General features: G+C 68.4%; 14 protein-coding genes. 5 read left to right on the forward strand and 9 right to left on the reverse strand.

The window, feature by feature from the left end; all coding sequences use genetic code 11:
- The first annotated feature begins 31 nt into the window (after nt 1-31).
- A complete protein-coding gene (locus NTM_RS25720) occupies nt 32-1,528 on the forward strand; it encodes an acyl-CoA carboxylase subunit beta (RefSeq protein ID WP_163768921.1) in 1,497 nt (498 codons plus the stop codon).
- Nucleotides 1,529-1,583: 55 nt separating this feature from the next.
- On the opposite strand, the gene NTM_RS25725 is transcribed toward NTM_RS25720, so the two are convergent.
- From NTM_RS25725 to NTM_RS25745, 5 genes are read right to left on the reverse strand one after another with little or no spacing between them, the layout of a single operon-like run.
- Nucleotides 1,584-2,642 carry a TIGR03857 family LLM class F420-dependent oxidoreductase gene (locus NTM_RS25725; RefSeq protein WP_163768923.1) on the reverse strand — a complete coding sequence of 353 codons (1,059 nt, stop codon included), beginning with the start codon at nt 2,640-2,642 and terminating at the stop codon, nt 1,584-1,586.
- A complete protein-coding gene (locus NTM_RS25730) occupies nt 2,639-3,013 on the reverse strand; it encodes a nuclear transport factor 2 family protein (RefSeq protein WP_163768925.1) in 375 nt (124 codons plus the stop codon). The genes NTM_RS25725 and NTM_RS25730 overlap by 4 nt, the downstream gene beginning before the upstream one ends.
- Entirely contained in the window at nt 3,010-4,062 is a 1,053-nt protein-coding gene (locus tag NTM_RS25735; protein ID WP_163768928.1) for a phosphotransferase, read from the reverse strand. The genes NTM_RS25730 and NTM_RS25735 overlap by 4 nt, the downstream gene beginning before the upstream one ends.
- Nucleotides 4,059-5,189, reverse strand: coding sequence for an alpha/beta hydrolase family protein (locus NTM_RS25740; RefSeq protein ID WP_104863831.1), 1,131 nt, complete (start codon nt 5,187-5,189; stop codon nt 4,059-4,061). Before NTM_RS25740 ends, NTM_RS25735 begins: the two co-directional genes overlap by 4 nt.
- Entirely contained in the window at nt 5,186-6,814 is a 1,629-nt protein-coding gene (locus NTM_RS25745) for a flavin-containing monooxygenase (RefSeq protein ID WP_163768930.1), read from the reverse strand. Before NTM_RS25745 ends, NTM_RS25740 begins: the two co-directional genes overlap by 4 nt.
- 95 nt (nt 6,815-6,909) lie before the next feature.
- Here NTM_RS25745 and NTM_RS25750 point away from each other — a divergent pair, with 95 nt between their 5' ends.
- Together NTM_RS25750 and NTM_RS25755 are read left to right on the forward strand one after the other, a co-directional pair.
- Entirely contained in the window at nt 6,910-7,959 is a 1,050-nt protein-coding gene (locus tag NTM_RS25750) for an aromatic ring-hydroxylating oxygenase subunit alpha (protein ID WP_163768932.1), read from the forward strand.
- 60 nt (nt 7,960-8,019) lie between these two features.
- Complete coding sequence (locus tag NTM_RS25755; RefSeq protein ID WP_163768935.1) at nt 8,020-9,672, forward strand: medium-chain acyl-CoA ligase Mig; 1,653 nt, start codon at nt 8,020-8,022, stop codon at nt 9,670-9,672.
- Here the strand turns inward: NTM_RS25755 and NTM_RS25760 are convergent.
- Genes NTM_RS25760 through NTM_RS25770 form a run of 3 tightly spaced genes read right to left on the reverse strand, consistent with a single transcriptional unit; the run spans nt 9,659 to nt 12,266 of the window.
- The gene (locus NTM_RS25760; RefSeq protein WP_163768937.1) at nt 9,659-11,122 is read right to left on the reverse strand and encodes a coniferyl aldehyde dehydrogenase; all 1,464 of its coding nucleotides are present in this window, start codon (nt 11,120-11,122) and stop codon (nt 9,659-9,661) included. The two genes, NTM_RS25755 and NTM_RS25760, sit on opposite strands and share 14 nt — an antisense overlap.
- Nucleotides 11,119-11,481, reverse strand: a complete 363-nt coding sequence (locus tag NTM_RS25765; RefSeq protein ID WP_104863826.1) for a DUF2834 domain-containing protein — start codon at nt 11,479-11,481, stop codon at nt 11,119-11,121. Before NTM_RS25765 ends, NTM_RS25760 begins: the two co-directional genes overlap by 4 nt.
- Nucleotides 11,478-12,266 carry a coniferyl-alcohol dehydrogenase gene (locus NTM_RS25770; RefSeq protein ID WP_104863825.1) on the reverse strand — a complete coding sequence of 263 codons (789 nt, stop codon included), beginning with the start codon at nt 12,264-12,266 and terminating at the stop codon, nt 11,478-11,480. The genes NTM_RS25765 and NTM_RS25770 overlap by 4 nt, the downstream gene beginning before the upstream one ends.
- Nucleotides 12,267-12,414: 148 nt before the next feature.
- Between NTM_RS25770 and NTM_RS25775 the strand changes: the two genes are divergently transcribed.
- Nucleotides 12,415-13,620 (forward strand): cytochrome P450, encoded by a 1,206-nt coding sequence (locus NTM_RS25775; RefSeq protein WP_163768939.1) that lies wholly within the window; start codon nt 12,415-12,417, stop codon nt 13,618-13,620.
- A 57-nt stretch (nt 13,621-13,677) separates the two neighbouring features.
- Here NTM_RS25775 and NTM_RS25780 read toward each other — a convergent pair whose 3' ends face one another.
- A complete protein-coding gene (locus tag NTM_RS25780; protein ID WP_435405137.1) occupies nt 13,678-15,141 on the reverse strand; it encodes an aldehyde dehydrogenase family protein in 1,464 nt (487 codons plus the stop codon).
- Nucleotides 15,142-15,334: 193 nt separating this feature from the next.
- Between NTM_RS25780 and NTM_RS25785 the strand changes: the two genes are divergently transcribed.
- A complete protein-coding gene (locus NTM_RS25785; protein ID WP_163769634.1) occupies nt 15,335-16,546 on the forward strand; it encodes a CaiB/BaiF CoA transferase family protein in 1,212 nt (403 codons plus the stop codon).
- Nucleotides 16,547-16,551 lie beyond the last annotated feature (5 nt).

Below are 16,551 nucleotides of genomic sequence, written 5' to 3' on the forward strand. Positions count from 1 at the left end.
CGTCGCGTCGCTACAGAACAGGAGACCGCGGATGGCCAAGGCCGAGGACTGGGCGCAAACCCTCGACGAGTTGACGCGCCGCCGTGACCGTTCCCGCGCGATGGGTGGCGACGAACGGGTGGCCAAGCACCACGGCAAGGGCAAGCTCGACGCGCGCGGGCGCATCGAGCATCTCCTCGACAAGGGCTCGTTCCGCGAGTTCGGCACGCTGGTCGGCGGTGACATCGCCGCCGACGGGATCGTCACCGGTTCGGGCCTGATCGACGGCCGCCCGGTGATGGTCGGCGCCGAGGACTTCACCACGCTCGCGGGCAGCATCGGCCCGGGCGGCAACGCGAAGCGCTACCGGCTGGCCGAACTCGCGCTGCGCGACCGGATCCCGCTGGTGATGCTGCTCGAAGGCGCCGGGTTCCGGCCCAGCGGTGAGCATTACGGCCGCACCCCGACCGATCTGCTGGCCCAGGCGCAGTGCTCGGGCAAGGTCCCGACCGTCAGCGGCCTGTTCGGGCCGTCGGCCGGGCACGGCGCGCTGGTCGCCCCGGTCTGCGACTGGACGATCATGACCAACCAGGGGGCGATCTTCACTGCCGGTCCACCGGTGGTCAAAGAGTCCACCGGCGAGGAGATCTCGAAGGAGGACCTCGGCGGCCCGTCGGTCGCGCTGGCCAGCGGCGTGATCCACAACCTCGGCGCCGACGACGCCGCGGTGCTCGACGACATCCGCCGCTACCTGTCCTACTTCCCGTCCAGTGCGTGGTCGTATCCGGTCCCGGCGCCCGCCGATGAGGCGGCGGGCCGGCGGGCCACCCCGGAACTGCTCGACATCGTGCCGCGCGGCAACCGTCAGGTCTACGACATCCGCAAGGTGCTCGACGTCGTGTTCGACGACACCGACTGGTTCGAGGTCCAGCCCAAGTTCGGCCCGGCGATGATCACCGCGCTGGCGCATCTGGGCGGGCACCCCGTCGCGGTGGTGGCCAACCAGCCCAAGGTGCTCGCCGGGTCCATCGATGCCGACGCCGCCGACAAGGCCGCGCATTTCATCACGGTCGCCGACGCGTTCCATCTGCCGATCGTGTTCCTCGCCGACAACCCGGGGATGCTGCCCGGCAGCCGCTCCGAGAAGACCGGTGTACTACGCAGCGGGGCAAGGATGTTCGCCGCGCAGACGGCCGCGACGACGATCAAGCTGCACGTGACGCTGCGCAAGGCGTACGGCTTCGGGTCGATGGTGATGTCGCTGCTCGGCTTCGACAACCAGAGCGCGACGTTCGCCTATCCGGGCGCGACGATGGGCGCGATGAGCGCGGCGGCGCTGAGCAAGGCGTCACACGCGACCGAGGACCTCGAGGCCAAGCTGCGCCAGGCCGAGGTGGACGCATCGTTCCGCTCTGCCGGCCATCTCGGCTTCGACGACCTGATCCACCCCGAGGAGACCCGCGACGTGCTGATCGACGCGCTGGAGCGGGGGCTCTACAGCCGCCAGGCGGCCGCGCAGCCGGTCGCCCGCACCGTCATCACACCCTGATCTTCGGCGAATTCGGCGCGCTTTGCGACGCACAAGGTCGCAAAGCGCGCCGGATTCACGAGGCGGAGGCGCGGTAGGCGGCGACGATCGGTTCCAGTTCGTCGGGGGTGGCGCCGTGCATGATCACCGCATCGGCACCGTAGTCGAACTCGTTGCGCACCCGGTCGGCGCACTGCTGCGCCGAGCCGGTCGCCGAGGGCTCCAGCCACTCGTCGGGGATCAACGTCGCGATGTGCTCGATCTGCTCGGCGGTCGCCTTGTGGTCGATGCCGCCGGGCACGGACTGCACCACCGGGTCATCGCGGAACCGTTGCAGCACAGCGGGATCCCAGCCGTTGGTGTTGATCAGCAGGTCACCGTAACCTTGCAGGTAGGTGGCCAGCCGGGCGACGGTCTTCTTCAGCCGCAGCTCCTCGGGCAGGTGATCGCCGACGGTCGCAAAGCACGACCACACCCGCACCGACGCCGGGTCCCGGCCGGCCTTCTCCGCCGCGTCCTTGACGGTCTTGACGGCGCGCGCCAGCGTCTCCGGAGTGAAGTAGGTGTGCAGGATGACGTCGTCGAACTCGCGGCCGCCGAGCGCCAGCGTCTGCGGACCGAACGCGACGATCGCGAGCCTGATGTCCTCGCGGAACTCGGGATCGAGGAACAGTATCTGGTATTTGCCGAGCGGGCCGTCGTGGTTGAAGATCATCTCGCCGTGCCAGAGCTTGCGCATCACCTGCGCGAAGTCCTCCATCTGCGCGGTGGTCACCGCCGGGATCCCGAACGCGTTGTAGATCGCGCCGATCCCCCGGCCGATGCCGAGGGTGAAGCGTCCGCCCGACAGGCGGTGCATCGTGGTCGCCCAGGAACCGGTGATCAGCGGATGGCGGGTGTTGTGGTTGGTGGCCGCGGTCGCGATCTGCATCCGGCTGGTGACGGCCAGCGCGGCGCCGGTCAGCGACGACGCCTCCTTGACGTTCCAGCGTTCGGAGATGAAACCGGTGCCGAAGCCGAGCTCCTCGCCGCGGCGCGCCTCGTCCATCAGCGTGGCGGGCCCTTCCCCCCCGGCCCCGGCCAGCAGGTAGTAACCCAACTCGTCCAGTGTGTTCGTCGCATCGCTGCGCGTCATGCCCAGATCCCTTGTTTGTAGCCGCAATTCCAGACCTCGGTGATCCTGCCATCGACGACCCGGAAAATCTCCATGCTGCTGATCGTGGTCTCCGTGCCGTCCTTGAGCCGCATCGGGGACTGGTACACGATCGCGACATGCTCACCGTCGTCGCCGGCGACCACCAGGTTCAGGTCGAAGCGGATGGACTCGAACATCGCCCAGTGGTCGACGACCCGGGCCACCGCCTGCTGGTGGGTCAGCGTCGTGGACTCCCCCACGTCGTGGCGGATCACGGTGTCACCGAGCAGTTGGTCGGCGAGGGCGAAGTCGCGCTCGTTCCAGACCACCAGGTTGTACTGCTCGACCACCTCGCGGGCGGAGCGGGTCATGCGAACACCTCCATCGCGTCGATGTCATCGGCGGCGGCGATCGCGCGCGACGTCAGCTCCAGGCACAACGCCCGGGACCGCTCCGGTAGCGCGTCCCACCCGACCAGGGTGATCACCGGAAGCACCATCAGGTATGCGACCGCGAAGCGGTAATGCCGCCACGCGTCGTCGAAACGGTAGGGCACGCCGAGCAATCCGAGGTACTCGCGCACCAGGGCCTCGTCGCGACCGCGGCGCACCCCGGTCGGCAACCCCTGGCTGACGAGATAGGCGATGTCGGCAGCTCCGCTGCCCACCGACGCGAACTGGAAGTCGACGATCTTGAGCCGGTCGCCGGCGAAGAACATGTTGTCCGCGCGGATGTCGCCGTGCAGCAGCATCGAGTGCTCCACAAGGGCCGCCAGGGCCTGCGGAGCCAGTTCGGCGAACCGGTCGGCGAACCGCGCGACCCGCCGCGGCACCGACGCGCCCGACTCGTCGCGGTAGATCTGCCAGCCCGGCGCGAACGCGGGCACCAGCAGGTCACGCACGATCGGCGTCGCCAGGCTCGGAAAGTGCTGCAGTACAGTGCAGTTGGCCGGGTCGACGGACCAGGTGTGCAGCCCTGCCAGGTGCCCGACGGCCATCCGCGTCTGCTCGATCGACAGCCCGGCGAGGTGGTCGGCATTGTCCCAATCCCTCAGGTCTTCGAGCAACAGCACGAAGTCGGCCGTGTCCTCGGCGATCCGCGCGGCGTGGACGTGCGGGGTGTCCAGCGGGGCACGGCCGGCCACCTCACGGTAGAACGCCAGCTCGCGCCGGTATCCGCCGAGCAGTTCCATGGCCCCGCGCGCCTCGGATTCGGCGGGCAGCTTGGCGATCATCGTCTCGGGCACGCCGTCACCGCTCAGGTGCAGCCGGTACAGCAGCGACGAGAACCCCGAGTCGGCGGCGATCCGTTCGGCCCGCACCCCTGACACGCAGAGGCCGGCAGGCAGCCAGGGGTCGGCGCGCAGCGCCGCGGTCAGCCAGTCCGGCGTCAGTTCGTCGACACTGCCGGGCACCGTCACCGTCCGCCTCCCGAATCCGTCTGGAGCGCAGCGACTCCGCGGAGGAACTCCGAGGAGGCCGCGTGCACGCCGGGTGCGACCAGATGCCCGACGTGGCTGCCCTGGTGCCAGTACAGCTGCCCACCCCAACGCTCGTGCAGTGCGAGCGCGGGTCCGCGCATCGCCATCTGATCGTGCCAGGCGCCGACGATCAGCCGTCGCGGCGGGGGCGGCGACGGCTCGAGGGACTGGTAGTCGACGGCCGACGACAACCGTGCGACGACGTCGGAGCTCAGCAGTGCGACGGTGTCGTCGACCGCGGCTCCCCACCGACCGAGATGCGCGGCGATCATCGCGTTCAGCCCGAAGATCGGCGTGTACACCGCGACCGCGTCGACCGGCTCGAGGTGGGAGACCAGCCCGGCCACCGGGCTTCCCATCGAGACTCCGGCGACGGCGAGCGCGGTGGCCTGCGGACGCAGCCAGCGCACCAGCGCCCGCACCTCGGAGACCACCCGCAGCATGCCCGCGACGTTGGCCAGCGGATCCATGTTCGGATACTCCGGCCACGCGTTCGCGCGCACCCCGCACCCGGGCTGCACCGGCAGGGCGACGTTGAAGCCGAGTTCCTGGTGGATCCACCGTGCGCGCGAGACCAGCAGATCGAAGGGCTGCCCCTGACCCGCACCATGCACCCACACCAACCACGGTCTGCGTTCGGAGTCGGTGCGGCACACGTGCACGACCGCTGTCGCTTTGCCGCCGAACCCCTCCGCGGCCAGCGTGTCCGGCAGGTGCGGATCATGGTCGAACGTGAGCTGCTCGTAGTGGTGCCGGCCGAACCTGCGCCGGCGCAGCGACCCGATGTCGACGGGATCGGGTTCGGCGTTGGCGCCGGCCATACCGAGGGCACTCAGCTCCTCTGCGGCCGCCACGCACGAGGCCACCGAGCGTTCCAGTTTCGGCGGCGGTGCGGTCAACGTCATCCCGGTCAGCGCCAGTTCGTCGAGTGCCACCTCGCCGAGTTGCCGGATTCCCGCCATCGACAACGGGTTCCACGAGCCGGAGGCGACAACCGCACCGTGCGCGCGGGGCAGTATCCCGGCGAGGTCGGCGCCGATCCGCACGAGACGCTCGGAGGTCCTCACGCGAGTGTGAACCCCGCGTAGCCCTGCGCGGCGATCTCCTCGCACTGCCTGCGGTATTCGGGGATACCTGCCGTGTAGCCCATGTACCGGCGCTTCTTACCCGGCACGTTGCCGCCGTTGTACCAGGAGTTGCACGACGGATGCACCAGCACGGTGGGTTCTACGATCGCGGCAGCCTGATCCATCCAGTTCTGCTGCGCGTCGGGCTGCGCTTCGATCGTCCGGTGACCGTGCGTGCGCAGATACGAGATGCACGCGCCGATCCACTCCACGTTCTGCTCCATCGCAGCGACGAAATTCGCTGCTGCCGAGGGGCTTCCGGGACCCTGGATGGTGAACAGGTTCGGGAAGCCGGCGACCGCCATCCCGAGATAGCTCAGCGGACCCTCCGTCGCCCAGAAGTCGCCCAGCGACGCGCCACCGCGGCCGCGGACGTCGATGCGGCTCAGCGCTCCGGTCATCGCGTCGAAGCCGGTCGCATACACGATCACGTCGAGTTCGTGGACGCCGCTGCCGGTCTTGATGCCGGTGGGCAACACCGACACGATCGGGTCGGCGCGCAGGTCGACCAGCGTCACATTGTCGCGGTTGTAGGTCTGGTAGTAGCCCTGGTCGATGATCGGCCGCTTGCACGCGAACGGATGGCTCGGGGTCAACGCCTTCGCGGTGGCCGGATCGGTGACGATGCGGGCGACCGCTTCGCCGTAGAGTTCGGCGGCCATCCGGTTGGCCTCGATGTCGAAGAAGAGATCGCCCCAATCCAGCGCGCCCATGATGCCGCGCTCCTCCACGGCGCGGATCCGGTCCTGTTTCGATGCGGACTTCAGCGGCGGCTTGGCCAGCATCTCCAGCAGCACCGAGAACGCGCTGAGCCGGGCGGCGCCCACCGGGTGTTCGCGCTGGGCGGCCCGGATCTGCGGGTACTGCGCCTTGAGGTCGTCGAGTTCACCCGGGGCGAAGGGACGCACCGTCCACGGCAGCGTGTAGGCCGCGGAGCGCTGGAAGACGGTGAGGTGGCCGGCCTCCTCGGCCACCACCGGGATCAGCTGCACCCCGGTGGATCCGGTGCCGACCACGCCGACACGTCGGCCGCGCAGGTCCACACCGGCCTCGGGCCAGCGGCTGGTGAACAGCGACGAACCGGCGAAGGTGTCCATGCCCGGGATGGTCGGTTCCAGTGGGACGGAAAGGATGCCGGTGGCCGCGATCAGATACGGCGCAGCATAGGTCTGCCCCGGCGCAGTGGCGACCACCCATTCGGTGGCGTCCTCGTCAAACCGCATCGCGGTGACGTCGGTGTGGAATGCGATGTCGCGGCGCAGATCGAGCCGGTCGGCGACGAAGTTCAGATACGCCTCGATCTCGGGCTGGGTCGGCATGGTCTCCGTCCACACCCACTCCTGCTGGATCTCGTCGGAGAAGCTGTAGGAGTACTCGATGCTCTCGATGTCGCACCGCGCGCCCGGATACCGGTTGAACAGCCATGTGCCGCCGACGTTGTGTGCACGCTCGAGCACCCGGACACGCAGGCCGAGTCCACGCAGATGGTGCAGCGCGTAGAGACCGGAGAAACCGGCGCCGACGACGATCGTGTCGTAACGCGCAGGGCCTGGTTCGATCGTCACTGTTCCTCCGGGCTCGACATACTGTCGCTGTTACAGTAACGATGTCCGCAGATGCGTGTGAGTAGATCCGGCCGATCGGTGCGAGGAGTCGCGACATGAAAGTCCCGTTCACCTGGAAGGTCACCGGATGGTTCATGATCGGCTGGTCCGCCGAGTACCAGGTCGGCGACGTCAAGGCGCTCCGGTACTTCGGTGAGGATCTGGCCGCCTATCGCGACGAATCCGGCGAACTGCATGTGCTGGAGGCGCACTGCAAGCACCTCGGCGCCCACATCGGGCACGGCGGCACGGTGGTCGGCGACTGCATCGAGTGCCCGTTCCACGGCTGGCGCTGGGGCCCGCACGGCCACAACACCTACATCCCGTACCAGCCCGACCGGCCCAACAAGGGTCTGAGACTGCGGTCCTATCCCGTCCGGGAGCAGTACGGCTGCATCTTCATCTGGTACCAGCCCAACGGTGACCCGCCGCGGTGGGAGATGCCGGACATCTTCTTGAAGTTCCCGCAGTTCGAGACCGACCCCGCCGCGTACTACCGCCCGTACCCGGAGTTCTCCAGGCGCGCCGACGGCATCCCCGTGCACCCGCAGATCGTCGCCGAGAACGGTCCGGACAGTTCACATTTCCGGTATGTGCACAAGGCGACGGTCACCCCGGTGTGTCTGCACTGGGAGCACGTCGACGAGGAGTGGCGGTTCCTGACCGGCTGGCCCGACGTGCGCAGCGACGATCCGGACACGATGGCGCTGAAGATCCACAGCCACTACAGCGGCCTCGGGTTCGCGATGAGCGTGTTCGAGGGCTCGTCGAACCACCGCCTGATCTTCGCGTGCACCCCGGTCGACGACGAGGTGTCGGACATGTTCTATTCGATCTGGTGGCCCAAGGTGGCGGGCGAGACATCCGACGTCCCCCCGCCGGAGGTCCGCGAGAAGGTCGAGCGGCAGTTCCTCAAGACCGTGTGGGAGGACGTCGACATCTGGGAGCACCAGAAGTACATCGAGAACCCGCCGCTGGCCAAGATCGACGCGAAACCCTATATGGCGATGCGCAAGTGGGCTCAGCAGTTCTACGAGGTGCCGCCGGTCGGCGATCCCGTGGCCACCCGGGGAGGATTCCGCTCGGCCGGCTCGCGACACCCATGACCATACAACTTTGCGGTATCTGTCTACCTGGTGTGGATGCGGCAGTCTAGAGTCCATCGCATGACCGAGCCGACTCAGTTCACCGTCCCGGCCGCCGCCGATGCCATCGCCGCAGTGATCGGCGATCGGGAGTTCATCGTCCAGGGATCGCGCCGTTTCACCTACTCGCAGATCATCGAGCGCTCGAATCGGCTGGCGACGTTCCTGCACGCCCAGGGCCTCGGCTGCCATGTCGAGCGCGGCGCGCTGGCCGGCCATGAGGCCGGGCAGGACCTGCTCGGCATCTACGCCCACAACGGTCCCGAGTACGTCGAAGGCATGCTGGGCGCCTGGCGGGCCCGCGTCGCGCCGTTCAACGTGAACTACCGCTACGTCAAGAGCGAGCTGCAGTACCTGTTGTCGGACTCCGGCGCGACCGCGCTGCTCTACCACGCCGCGTTTGCACCCCGGCTGGCCGAGGTGCTGCCCGACCTTCCCGCGCTGAAGGTGCTGATCCAGATCGCCGACGACTCGGGCAACGAACTGCTGCCCGGCGCAGTCGATTACGAGTCCATCGTGGCCGACGGGCCCGCCGACCCGCCGCCGGTGCAACCGTCGCCCGACGATCTGTACGTGCTCTACACCGGCGGGACCACCGGAATGCCCAAGGGCGTGCTGTGGCGCCAGCACGACATCTTCATGACCTCGTTCGGCGGCCGCAGCCTCTACACCGGTGAGCTCGTCTCGACCCTCGACGACATCGCCACGCGCTGCGCTGACTCCCCCGGCTCGACGCTGATGGTGCTGCCGCCGCTGATGCACGGCGCCGCCCAGTGGGCGGTCTTCACCGCGATGAACACCGGTCAGACCGTCGTGTTCTCGGCAGTCACCGATCATCTGGACGTCGACGACGTCGTCGCCACGATCGAGCGGGAGAAGGTACTGGCCGTCACCGTGGTCGGCGATGCGATGGCCCGGCCGCTGGCCGACGCGTTCGAGCGCACCAGCGCCGATCTGTCCTCGCTGGCGGTGGTCGCCAACGGCGGCGCCCAGCTGACCCCGACGGCCAAACAGCGCCTGATCGACGTCAAGGCGAACCTGATGGTGGTCGACGGCGTCGGCTCGTCGGAGACCGGTGCGCAGATGACGCACATGTCGGCGCCGGGCGCGGTGTCGACCGGGAAGTTCACCGCGGGCCCCGACACCTTCGTCGCCGCAGAGGATCTCGGCTCGATCCTGAGCCCCGGTCACGACGGCATCGGCTGGCTCGCGCAGCGCGGGTACGTGCCGCTCGGCTACAAGGGGGACGCGACGAAGACCGCCGCGACGTTCCCCGTCATCGACGGTGTGCGCTACTCGATCCCGGGTGACCGCGCCCGCCATCTCGCCGACGGCGCCGTCGAACTGCTGGGCCGCGACTCGGTCACGATCAACTCCGGCGGCGAGAAGATCTTCGCCGAGGAGGTCGAGTCGGCGATCGCATCGCATCCGGCCGTGGCCGACGTGGTGGTCGCCGGACGGCCCAGCGAGCGCTGGGGCCAGGAGGTGGTCGCCGTCGTCGCGCTGGCCTCCGGCGCGCAGGCGAGCGCCGACGACCTCATCGAGCACGCCTCGACGGTGATCGCGCGCTACAAGCTGCCGAAAGCGGTGGTGTTCCGGCCGGTCATCGAGCGCAGCCCGGCGGGCAAGGCCGACTACCGGTGGGCCCGCGAACAGGCGGTCAGCGGTTCCTGAGCCGTTTATGGGTCCGCCGACGCGCCCTGCGTAGCGCCAGCACGGTGGTCAACCTCATCGACGGCGTGAACGGCGGCGCGGCCCGCCCGGTGATGGTGAACGGCAGGTCGCTGCCCACCACCGTGCGGTAGTGGCTGAACGCGTCGAATCCCGCCTTGCCGTGGTAGGCACCCATCCCGCTGCGGCCCACCCCGCCGAACGGGGCCGCCGACGGGATCATCTGCGCGGCGAAGTCGTTGCGCGCGACGCCGCCGCTGCGGGTGCGGGCGACGAACGACCGGAAATCGGCGGTGTCGGGCCCGAACCAGTAGGCCACCAGCGGGGCGGGCCGCGCGTTGACGTAGTCGACCACCTCGGCCAGCCGTTCGTAGGTGCGGATCGTCAGCACCGGCCCGAACGTCTCCTCGTCGGCCAGGCGCATGCTGTCGTCCACGTCGCGCACCAGGGTCGGGGCGATCTTGCGGGTGTCCCGGTCGGGCAGCGTCTCCCCCGGCGGCGAAACCGTCTCGACCCGTGCGCCTTTGGCGTGCGCGTCCTCGACCAGCCCGACGACACGGTCGAAGTTGGCCTCGTTCACCGACGAGCAGTAGTCGTCGTTGGCGACGATGGCCGGGAACATCGCCCGCCAGGCGTCGCGGACGGTGGCGACGAACAGTTCGGCGTGTTTGGCCGGCACGAACACGTAGTCCGGGCATACGCACACCTGACCGCCGTTGATCATGCGGCCCTGAGCGATTCGCGTCGCAGCGCGGCGGATATCGGCGTCGGGAGCGACCACCACCGGGTTCTTGCCGCCGAGTTCCAGGGTCACCGGCACCAGGTTGGTCGCCGCGGCCTGTCCGACCAGCGCACCGACCGTCGGCGAACCGGTGAAGAACAGGTGGTCGAACGGAAGCGCCGCGAATGCGGCGCCGACCTGTGCGTCACCGGTCATCACGGTCAGTTCGGCCGGATCGAAGTACCTCGGCGCGAGTTCGGCCATCAGGGCGGCGGTGCGCGGGGTGACCTCCGACATCTTGATCATCACGCGGTTACCCGCGGCGAACGCCGCCGCGGCGGGCAGGATCACCAGGTTCAGCGGGAAATTCCAGGGTCCGATGATGCCGACGACCCCCAGCGGGCACGGGTGCACCTCGGCGCGCAGGCCGAGCCGGCCGGCCGGGCGCATCAGCCTGGCCGGCTTCATCCATTGCCGGACATGGGATCTGGTGTGCTCGATCACCGAGATCATGCCCATGATCTCGGTGAACAGGGTCGCGGCCCGCGGCCTGGTGCCGAAGTCCTCGGCCATCGCGTCGACGAACGCGTCCGCGTTGTCGAGAACAAGCGCCAGCAGTCGGTCGATGCGGTTGCGCCGCAACGCCACATCGGGTGGCCCGTCGGCCAGGAACGACGCCCGTTGGCAGTCCAGCAGCTCCGACATCGGTTGCGCGGTCACCGTCTGTGTCATGTCTGCACCTTGTGCGCCGAACGGTGACGGGCCAGCGCGATCTGCCGGACGATCAGGAAGATCGGGAAGCCCACACTCACGGCGACGACCATACTGATCACGAAATACAGCCAGACCCGGGAGATTCCGAGCCGGCGCGCCTCGACCGCCATGAACACGAAGACCGCGGCGCCGGCGAGCACCACGTCGTTGGTCAGTGAGGCAGCAGCATGGTTGGCGTATCCCGCGCGGATGAAGTCGAGCAGGCTCTCCCCCTGCCCGCTCGTGAGGAACGCGACGTTGTGCCACCACGTCGCGACCAGCGCGACGACGGCGATCACCGCGTAGACCGCGCACAGAGCCCTGTCGCCTCGGGTCATACCTGGACGCTCTCCGGCATCGGATAGACCAGCGCCGCGGTGAAGCCCGCGTCGACCTGGATGTCCTGACCGTTGATCCACCGCGCCTCCGGTGAGGTCAGGAAGCCGATCGCCGGAGTCATGTCGTCGACGGTGCCGTGCCGCCCGATGGTCGCGCGCACGCCGTCGAGCATCTCCTTGCCCATCGCCTTCTCGAAGTCACCGAGAATCGGGGTCTCGGTGGGGCCGGGGCTGACGGTGTTGACCCGCACCCCGTGCTCGCGCCACGCGAGGCCGGACAGGCGCTTGGCGTACAGCACCAAAGCCTGCTTGGAGAAGTAGTAGGCCATCGCGGGCTCCTGCGCGGCGAGCCAACGCAGCACGGACGCGGCGTCTTTGGCGTCGAGGAGTCCGGCCAGCAGTGCAGTGTTGTTCTCCCAGCCGAGCGCCGCCGTCGACGCGACCGCCACCATCGCGCCGCCCCGGTTCATCCGCGGCAGCATGCCGTCGAGCATCAACCGGGCGCCCAGGTAGTTCACTGTCAGCACGTCGGCAGCGTCGGCGGTACCGGGAATGCCGGCGACATGCGCGAGCACATCCCAGCCGGTGCCGATCTGTGCGAGTGTCGCGTCGATCTGCCCGGTATCGCGCAGATCGCAGACGAGCCATTCCGCCACGGGAAGGCTACGGGGCCTGGCGTCGACGGCCAGCACATGATCGCCGCGGGCCTGAAACCACTGCGCCGTCGCGGCGCCGATTCCCGACCCGGCTCCGACCACCACGACGCGGCGCGCTTCTGCAGACATCGTTGAGCCCTCCTGCCGATCCGCGGTCACAGCGGCCGCCACAGATTCTAGTGACTTCTACTGTAGTTCTTACTGTTTTGCCGCCAATAGACTCTTTCCGGCCGGAACGCCGCTGTACAGCCGCTACTGTAACCGTTACAGTAGCGGAATGGAGACTCCGGTTCAGGATGTCGCGGAGGACGAGCCGATCGATCTGCGCGACCCCTATCCGATGTTCGCCCGCCGGCGCGGCGAGGGCGGCGTTTTCCGGGGTTCGGTGATGGACTGGTCGAAGACCCCTGACTCACTCAAACCCGAGAACCTCTATGCCGCAGTGTCGTTCGACGCGGTCAACCGGATCTTCCGGGACGGTAAGACGTTCAACTCGAAGATCTACGACTCCACCATCGGGCTGTTCATCGGGCCGACAATCCTCGCGATGGAGGGCAAACCGCACTGGGAGCACCGCAACCTCGTCTCCGCGGCGTTCAAGTCGCGGTCGCTGGCGCGCTGGGAACCTGAGATCGTGCGCCCGGTCGTCAACGGCCTGATCGACGAGTTCCTCGACAAGGGTGAAGCGGACCTGGTGCGCGACTTCACCTTCGAGTTCCCCACCCGAGTCATCTCCCGGCTGCTCGGGCTGCCGGAGGAGGATCTGCCGTGGTTCCGCCAGCGCGCGGTCGAGCTGATCAGCTACACGGTCAAGTACGAGCGCGCGTTCGAGGCGTCGGCGACGTTGAAGGACTATTTCCTGACGCAGATCGACAAGCGCCGCTCCGCACCGACCGAGGACATCATCGGCGACCTGGTGTCGGCCGAGATCGACGGCGAGCGACTGTCCGACGAGGCCATCTACTCGTTCCTGCGGCTGCTGTTGCCCGCAGGCCTGGAGACCACCTACCGGTCGTCGGGCAACCTGCTGTACCTGCTGCTGACCCACCGTGACCAGTTCGACGCCGTCTGCGCCGACCACGAATTGATCGCGCCTGCAATCGAGGAGGGGCTGCGCTACGAGACGCCGCTGACCACCGTGCAGCGGTTCGCGACCGAGGACACCGAGATCGACGGCGTCGAGATCCCGGCCGGTTCGGTGATCGACGTGTGCATCGGTTCCGCCAACCGGGACGGCACGCGTTGGGAGCGCTCGGAGGAGTTCGACATCTTCCGGAAGCGGCTGCCGCACATCTCGTTCGCCGCCGGGGAACACACCTGCATGGGGCTGCACCTGGCCCGGATGGAGACGCGGGTGGCAGTGGAGACGCTGCTGAACCGGCTCACCGACATCGAGTTGCTCGCCGACGGCGATCCGCACATCCACGGTCAGCCCTTCCGGTCCCCGACGACGATCCCGGTGCGCTTCGCCCCCGCGAAATAGCATTCCGGGTTGTGCTCGGGCCCCCGATCGCAACCCGGAATGATATTTCGCGGGGTCTCAGCTCTGCCGTCGCTCGCGGCGCGCGATGGTCTTGGTCTCCAGGTACTGCGCGAACCCCTCGATACCACACTGACGTCCGATACCGCTGCTCTTGTAGCCGCCGAACGGCGCGTCGGCGCCGTAGAACATGCCGCCGTTCACGCCGAACGCGCCGGTGCGGATCCGCCGCGCAATCGCCATGCCACGCTCGGCCGAGCGCGACATCACCGCGCCGGCGAGACCGAACGCGCTGTCATTGGCCAGCCGCACCGCGTCGTCGTCATCGTCGAACGGCAGCAGTACCAGCACGGGGCCGAACACCTCCTGCTGTGCGATCGCGGCGCTGTTGTCGACACCGGTGATCACGGTGGGGGCGACGTAGTGCCCGCCGGCCAGATGCTCCGGCAGCCCGGCCACCTCTCCCCCGCCCGCGACGATCTCGGCACCGTCGCTGCGGGCACCGTCGATCGCGGTGAGCACCCGCTCCTTCTGCGCGGCACTGATGAGCGGCCCGACCAGCGTGCCCGGCGTCACCGGATCCCCCACCGGCACAAACTGATACGCGGTGGCGATCTCGGCGACGGCTTGGTCGTAGAGCGACCGGTGGACCAACATCCTGCTGGTCGCCGCGCACGCCTGGCCGGCGTGCACGCACACCCCGACCGCGGTGGGCACGATGACGGCGGGGTTCGCGTCGTCGAGCACGATCGCAGCCGACTTCCCGCCGAGCTCGAGGAACATCCGCTTCATCGACTCCGCGCCGTGGCGCATCAACAACTTCCCGACGGCCGTCGACCCGGTGAACGACACCAAGTCCACCCGCGGGTCGGTTCCGAGCAGGCCGGCGACGTCGTTGGACGGCGTCGTCACCACGTTCACCACACCGGCGGGGATGTCGGTCTTCTCGGCGATCAGGCGGCCCAACCGGGTCGCGTTCCACGGTGTGTGCGGGTCGGGCTTGAGGACGACGGTGTTGCCGGCCGCCAGCGCAGGCCCGAGCTTGTTGAGGATGACCTCGATCGGGAAGTTGGACGGCGTCACCGCCGCGACCACCCCGACGGCCTCCTTGACCACTGTGCGGACGTTCCGGTCCCCGAACAACCCGCCGCCGTCGAGGACGCGCTCCCACTCGAAGTCGTCGATCAGCCCCGCCGGATAGCGCAGCGATTCCGCCAGCGGCCAATCCAGCTGGGCCGACTCGGTGGTCATCACCGGGCAGCCGACCTCGGCGACGAGTTCGGTTCGCAGGTCGTCCTTTTCGCTTTCGATGGCGGCCTGCAGCTGCCGCAGGCAGCGCTTACGCAACTCCCTGTTCGTCGACCAGTCGGTGCTGTCGAAGGCACGGCGGGCCGCGGCGATCGCCCGGTCCATGTCGTGGCCGTCCGCGGCGGCCGTAACCCCCAGCAGCGCACCGGTCGCCGGGCTGTGGTTGTCGAACGTGGCTCCGGACGCGGCGCCGACGAGTTCGCCGTCGATCAGCATGCGGCGCTCGGCGCGGCGCGCCGCGCGCTCGCCCCACTGCACGCTCGTGTCGGCACGTTCCGCGGCGATGGAGCTCACCTGACACCTCCGGTGGCAGTTACTCGGATGATCAACGGTAAACATTACAGTATTGACGCTCCGCTACACTCCCCCGAAAGAGCCTCCAGAAGGGATAACCGACTTGATCAAGGTGATGGAGGGCGTGCGAGTCCTCGAGGTCGCGCAGTTCACCTTCGTGCCCGCGGCGGGCGCGATCCTGGCCGACTGGGGCGCCGACGTCATCAAGGTCGAGCATCCGGTGCGGGGCGACACCCAGCGCGGGTTCATCAACATGGGCGGATTCCAGCTCGACCCGAACCGTCATCCGCTGATCGAACACCCCAACCGAGGCAAGCGCAGCGTCGGCATCGACGTGTCAACCCCTGAGGGTCAGGAGGTGCTCTACGAGATCGCCAAGACCGCCGACGTGTTCCTGACCAACTACATGCCGCAGGCGCGGCAGAAGAACAAGTTCGACATCGAGCACATCCGCGCGGTGAACCCGAACATCATCTACGCCCGCGGCAGCGCGTACGGCGACAAGGGACCCGAGCGCCTCGTCGGCGGGTTCGACGGCACCGCGTTCTGGACCCGCAGCGGCGTCGGCCACGCACTGACCCCGGAAGAGCTCGGTGGCGCTCTCCCCCAAGGTATTCCGGCGTTCGGCGACTCGATCGGCGGCATGAACATCGCGGGCGGTATCTCCGCGGCGCTGTTCCACCGCGAGCGTACCGGCGAGGCGGTCGAGCTCGACGTGTCGCTGCTGAGCACCGCGTGGTGGGCGGCGGGCGCCAGCGTCACGCAGGGCATGGAGACCGGCGAGACGATGCGCTCGCTGATGCCCGGCACCACCACGTCGGTCAACCCGTTCATGGCGAACTACCTGACCTCCGACGGCGGCACCATCAACCTGTGCATCGTCAGTCCGACCGGCTACATCCGCGACACCTGGGAGCACCTCGGCCTGCCCGAGCTCGCCGACGATCCGCGCTTCTCCGAGGTGATGCCGCTGATCCAGAACGCCGAAGAAGGTGTGCGGCTGATCGCCGAGGCCATCGCCGCCAAACCTTTCGAGTACTGGCGCCAGCACCTCAAGACCATGAGGGGCCAATGGGCGCCGTTCCAGAGCCTGGTCGAGCTGGCCACCGACGAGCAGGCGCTGGCCAACGACATGGTCGTCGAGGTCGAGGCCGCCGACGGCGGCAAGCCGTTCAAGGTGGTGCGCGGGCCGGTGCAGTTCAACCACGAGCCGCTGGAGACCACCCGCGCGCCGCAGGCCTCCGAACACACTGAGATCGTGCTGATGGAGCTCGGCCTGGAGTGGGACCGGATCGAGGAGCTCAAGGACAAGGGCGCCATCGCCTGACCCCC

The organism is Mycolicibacterium parafortuitum (assembly GCF_010725485.1).
Taxonomy (GTDB): Bacteria; Actinomycetota; Actinomycetes; order Mycobacteriales; family Mycobacteriaceae; genus Mycobacterium.

What these genes read in the sequence shown, in the direction of transcription:
- NTM_RS25770 (WP_104863825.1), bottom strand. Translation starts at nt 12,266, where the DNA reads ATGTCTGCAGAAGCGCGCCGCGTCGTGGTGGTCGGAGCCGGGTCGGGA.
- NTM_RS25775 (WP_163768939.1), top strand. Translation starts at nt 12,415, where the DNA reads ATGGAGACTCCGGTTCAGGATGTCGCGGAGGACGAGCCGATCGATCTG.
- NTM_RS25760 (WP_163768937.1), bottom strand. Translation starts at nt 11,122, where the DNA reads ATGACACAGACGGTGACCGCGCAACCGATGTCGGAGCTGCTGGACTGC.
- NTM_RS25755 (WP_163768935.1), top strand. Translation starts at nt 8,020, where the DNA reads ATGACCGAGCCGACTCAGTTCACCGTCCCGGCCGCCGCCGATGCCATC.
- NTM_RS25765 (WP_104863826.1), bottom strand. Translation starts at nt 11,481, where the DNA reads ATGACCCGAGGCGACAGGGCTCTGTGCGCGGTCTACGCGGTGATCGCC.
- NTM_RS25720 (WP_163768921.1), top strand. Translation starts at nt 32, where the DNA reads ATGGCCAAGGCCGAGGACTGGGCGCAAACCCTCGACGAGTTGACGCGC.
- NTM_RS25730 (WP_163768925.1), bottom strand. Translation starts at nt 3,013, where the DNA reads ATGACCCGCTCCGCCCGCGAGGTGGTCGAGCAGTACAACCTGGTGGTC.
- NTM_RS25785 (WP_163769634.1), top strand. Translation starts at nt 15,335, where the DNA reads ATGGAGGGCGTGCGAGTCCTCGAGGTCGCGCAGTTCACCTTCGTGCCC.
- NTM_RS25725 (WP_163768923.1), bottom strand. Translation starts at nt 2,642, where the DNA reads ATGACGCGCAGCGATGCGACGAACACACTGGACGAGTTGGGTTACTAC.
- NTM_RS25750 (WP_163768932.1), top strand. Translation starts at nt 6,910, where the DNA reads ATGAAAGTCCCGTTCACCTGGAAGGTCACCGGATGGTTCATGATCGGC.
- NTM_RS25780 (WP_435405137.1), bottom strand. Translation starts at nt 15,141, where the DNA reads ATGCTGATCGACGGCGAACTCGTCGGCGCCGCGTCCGGAGCCACGTTC.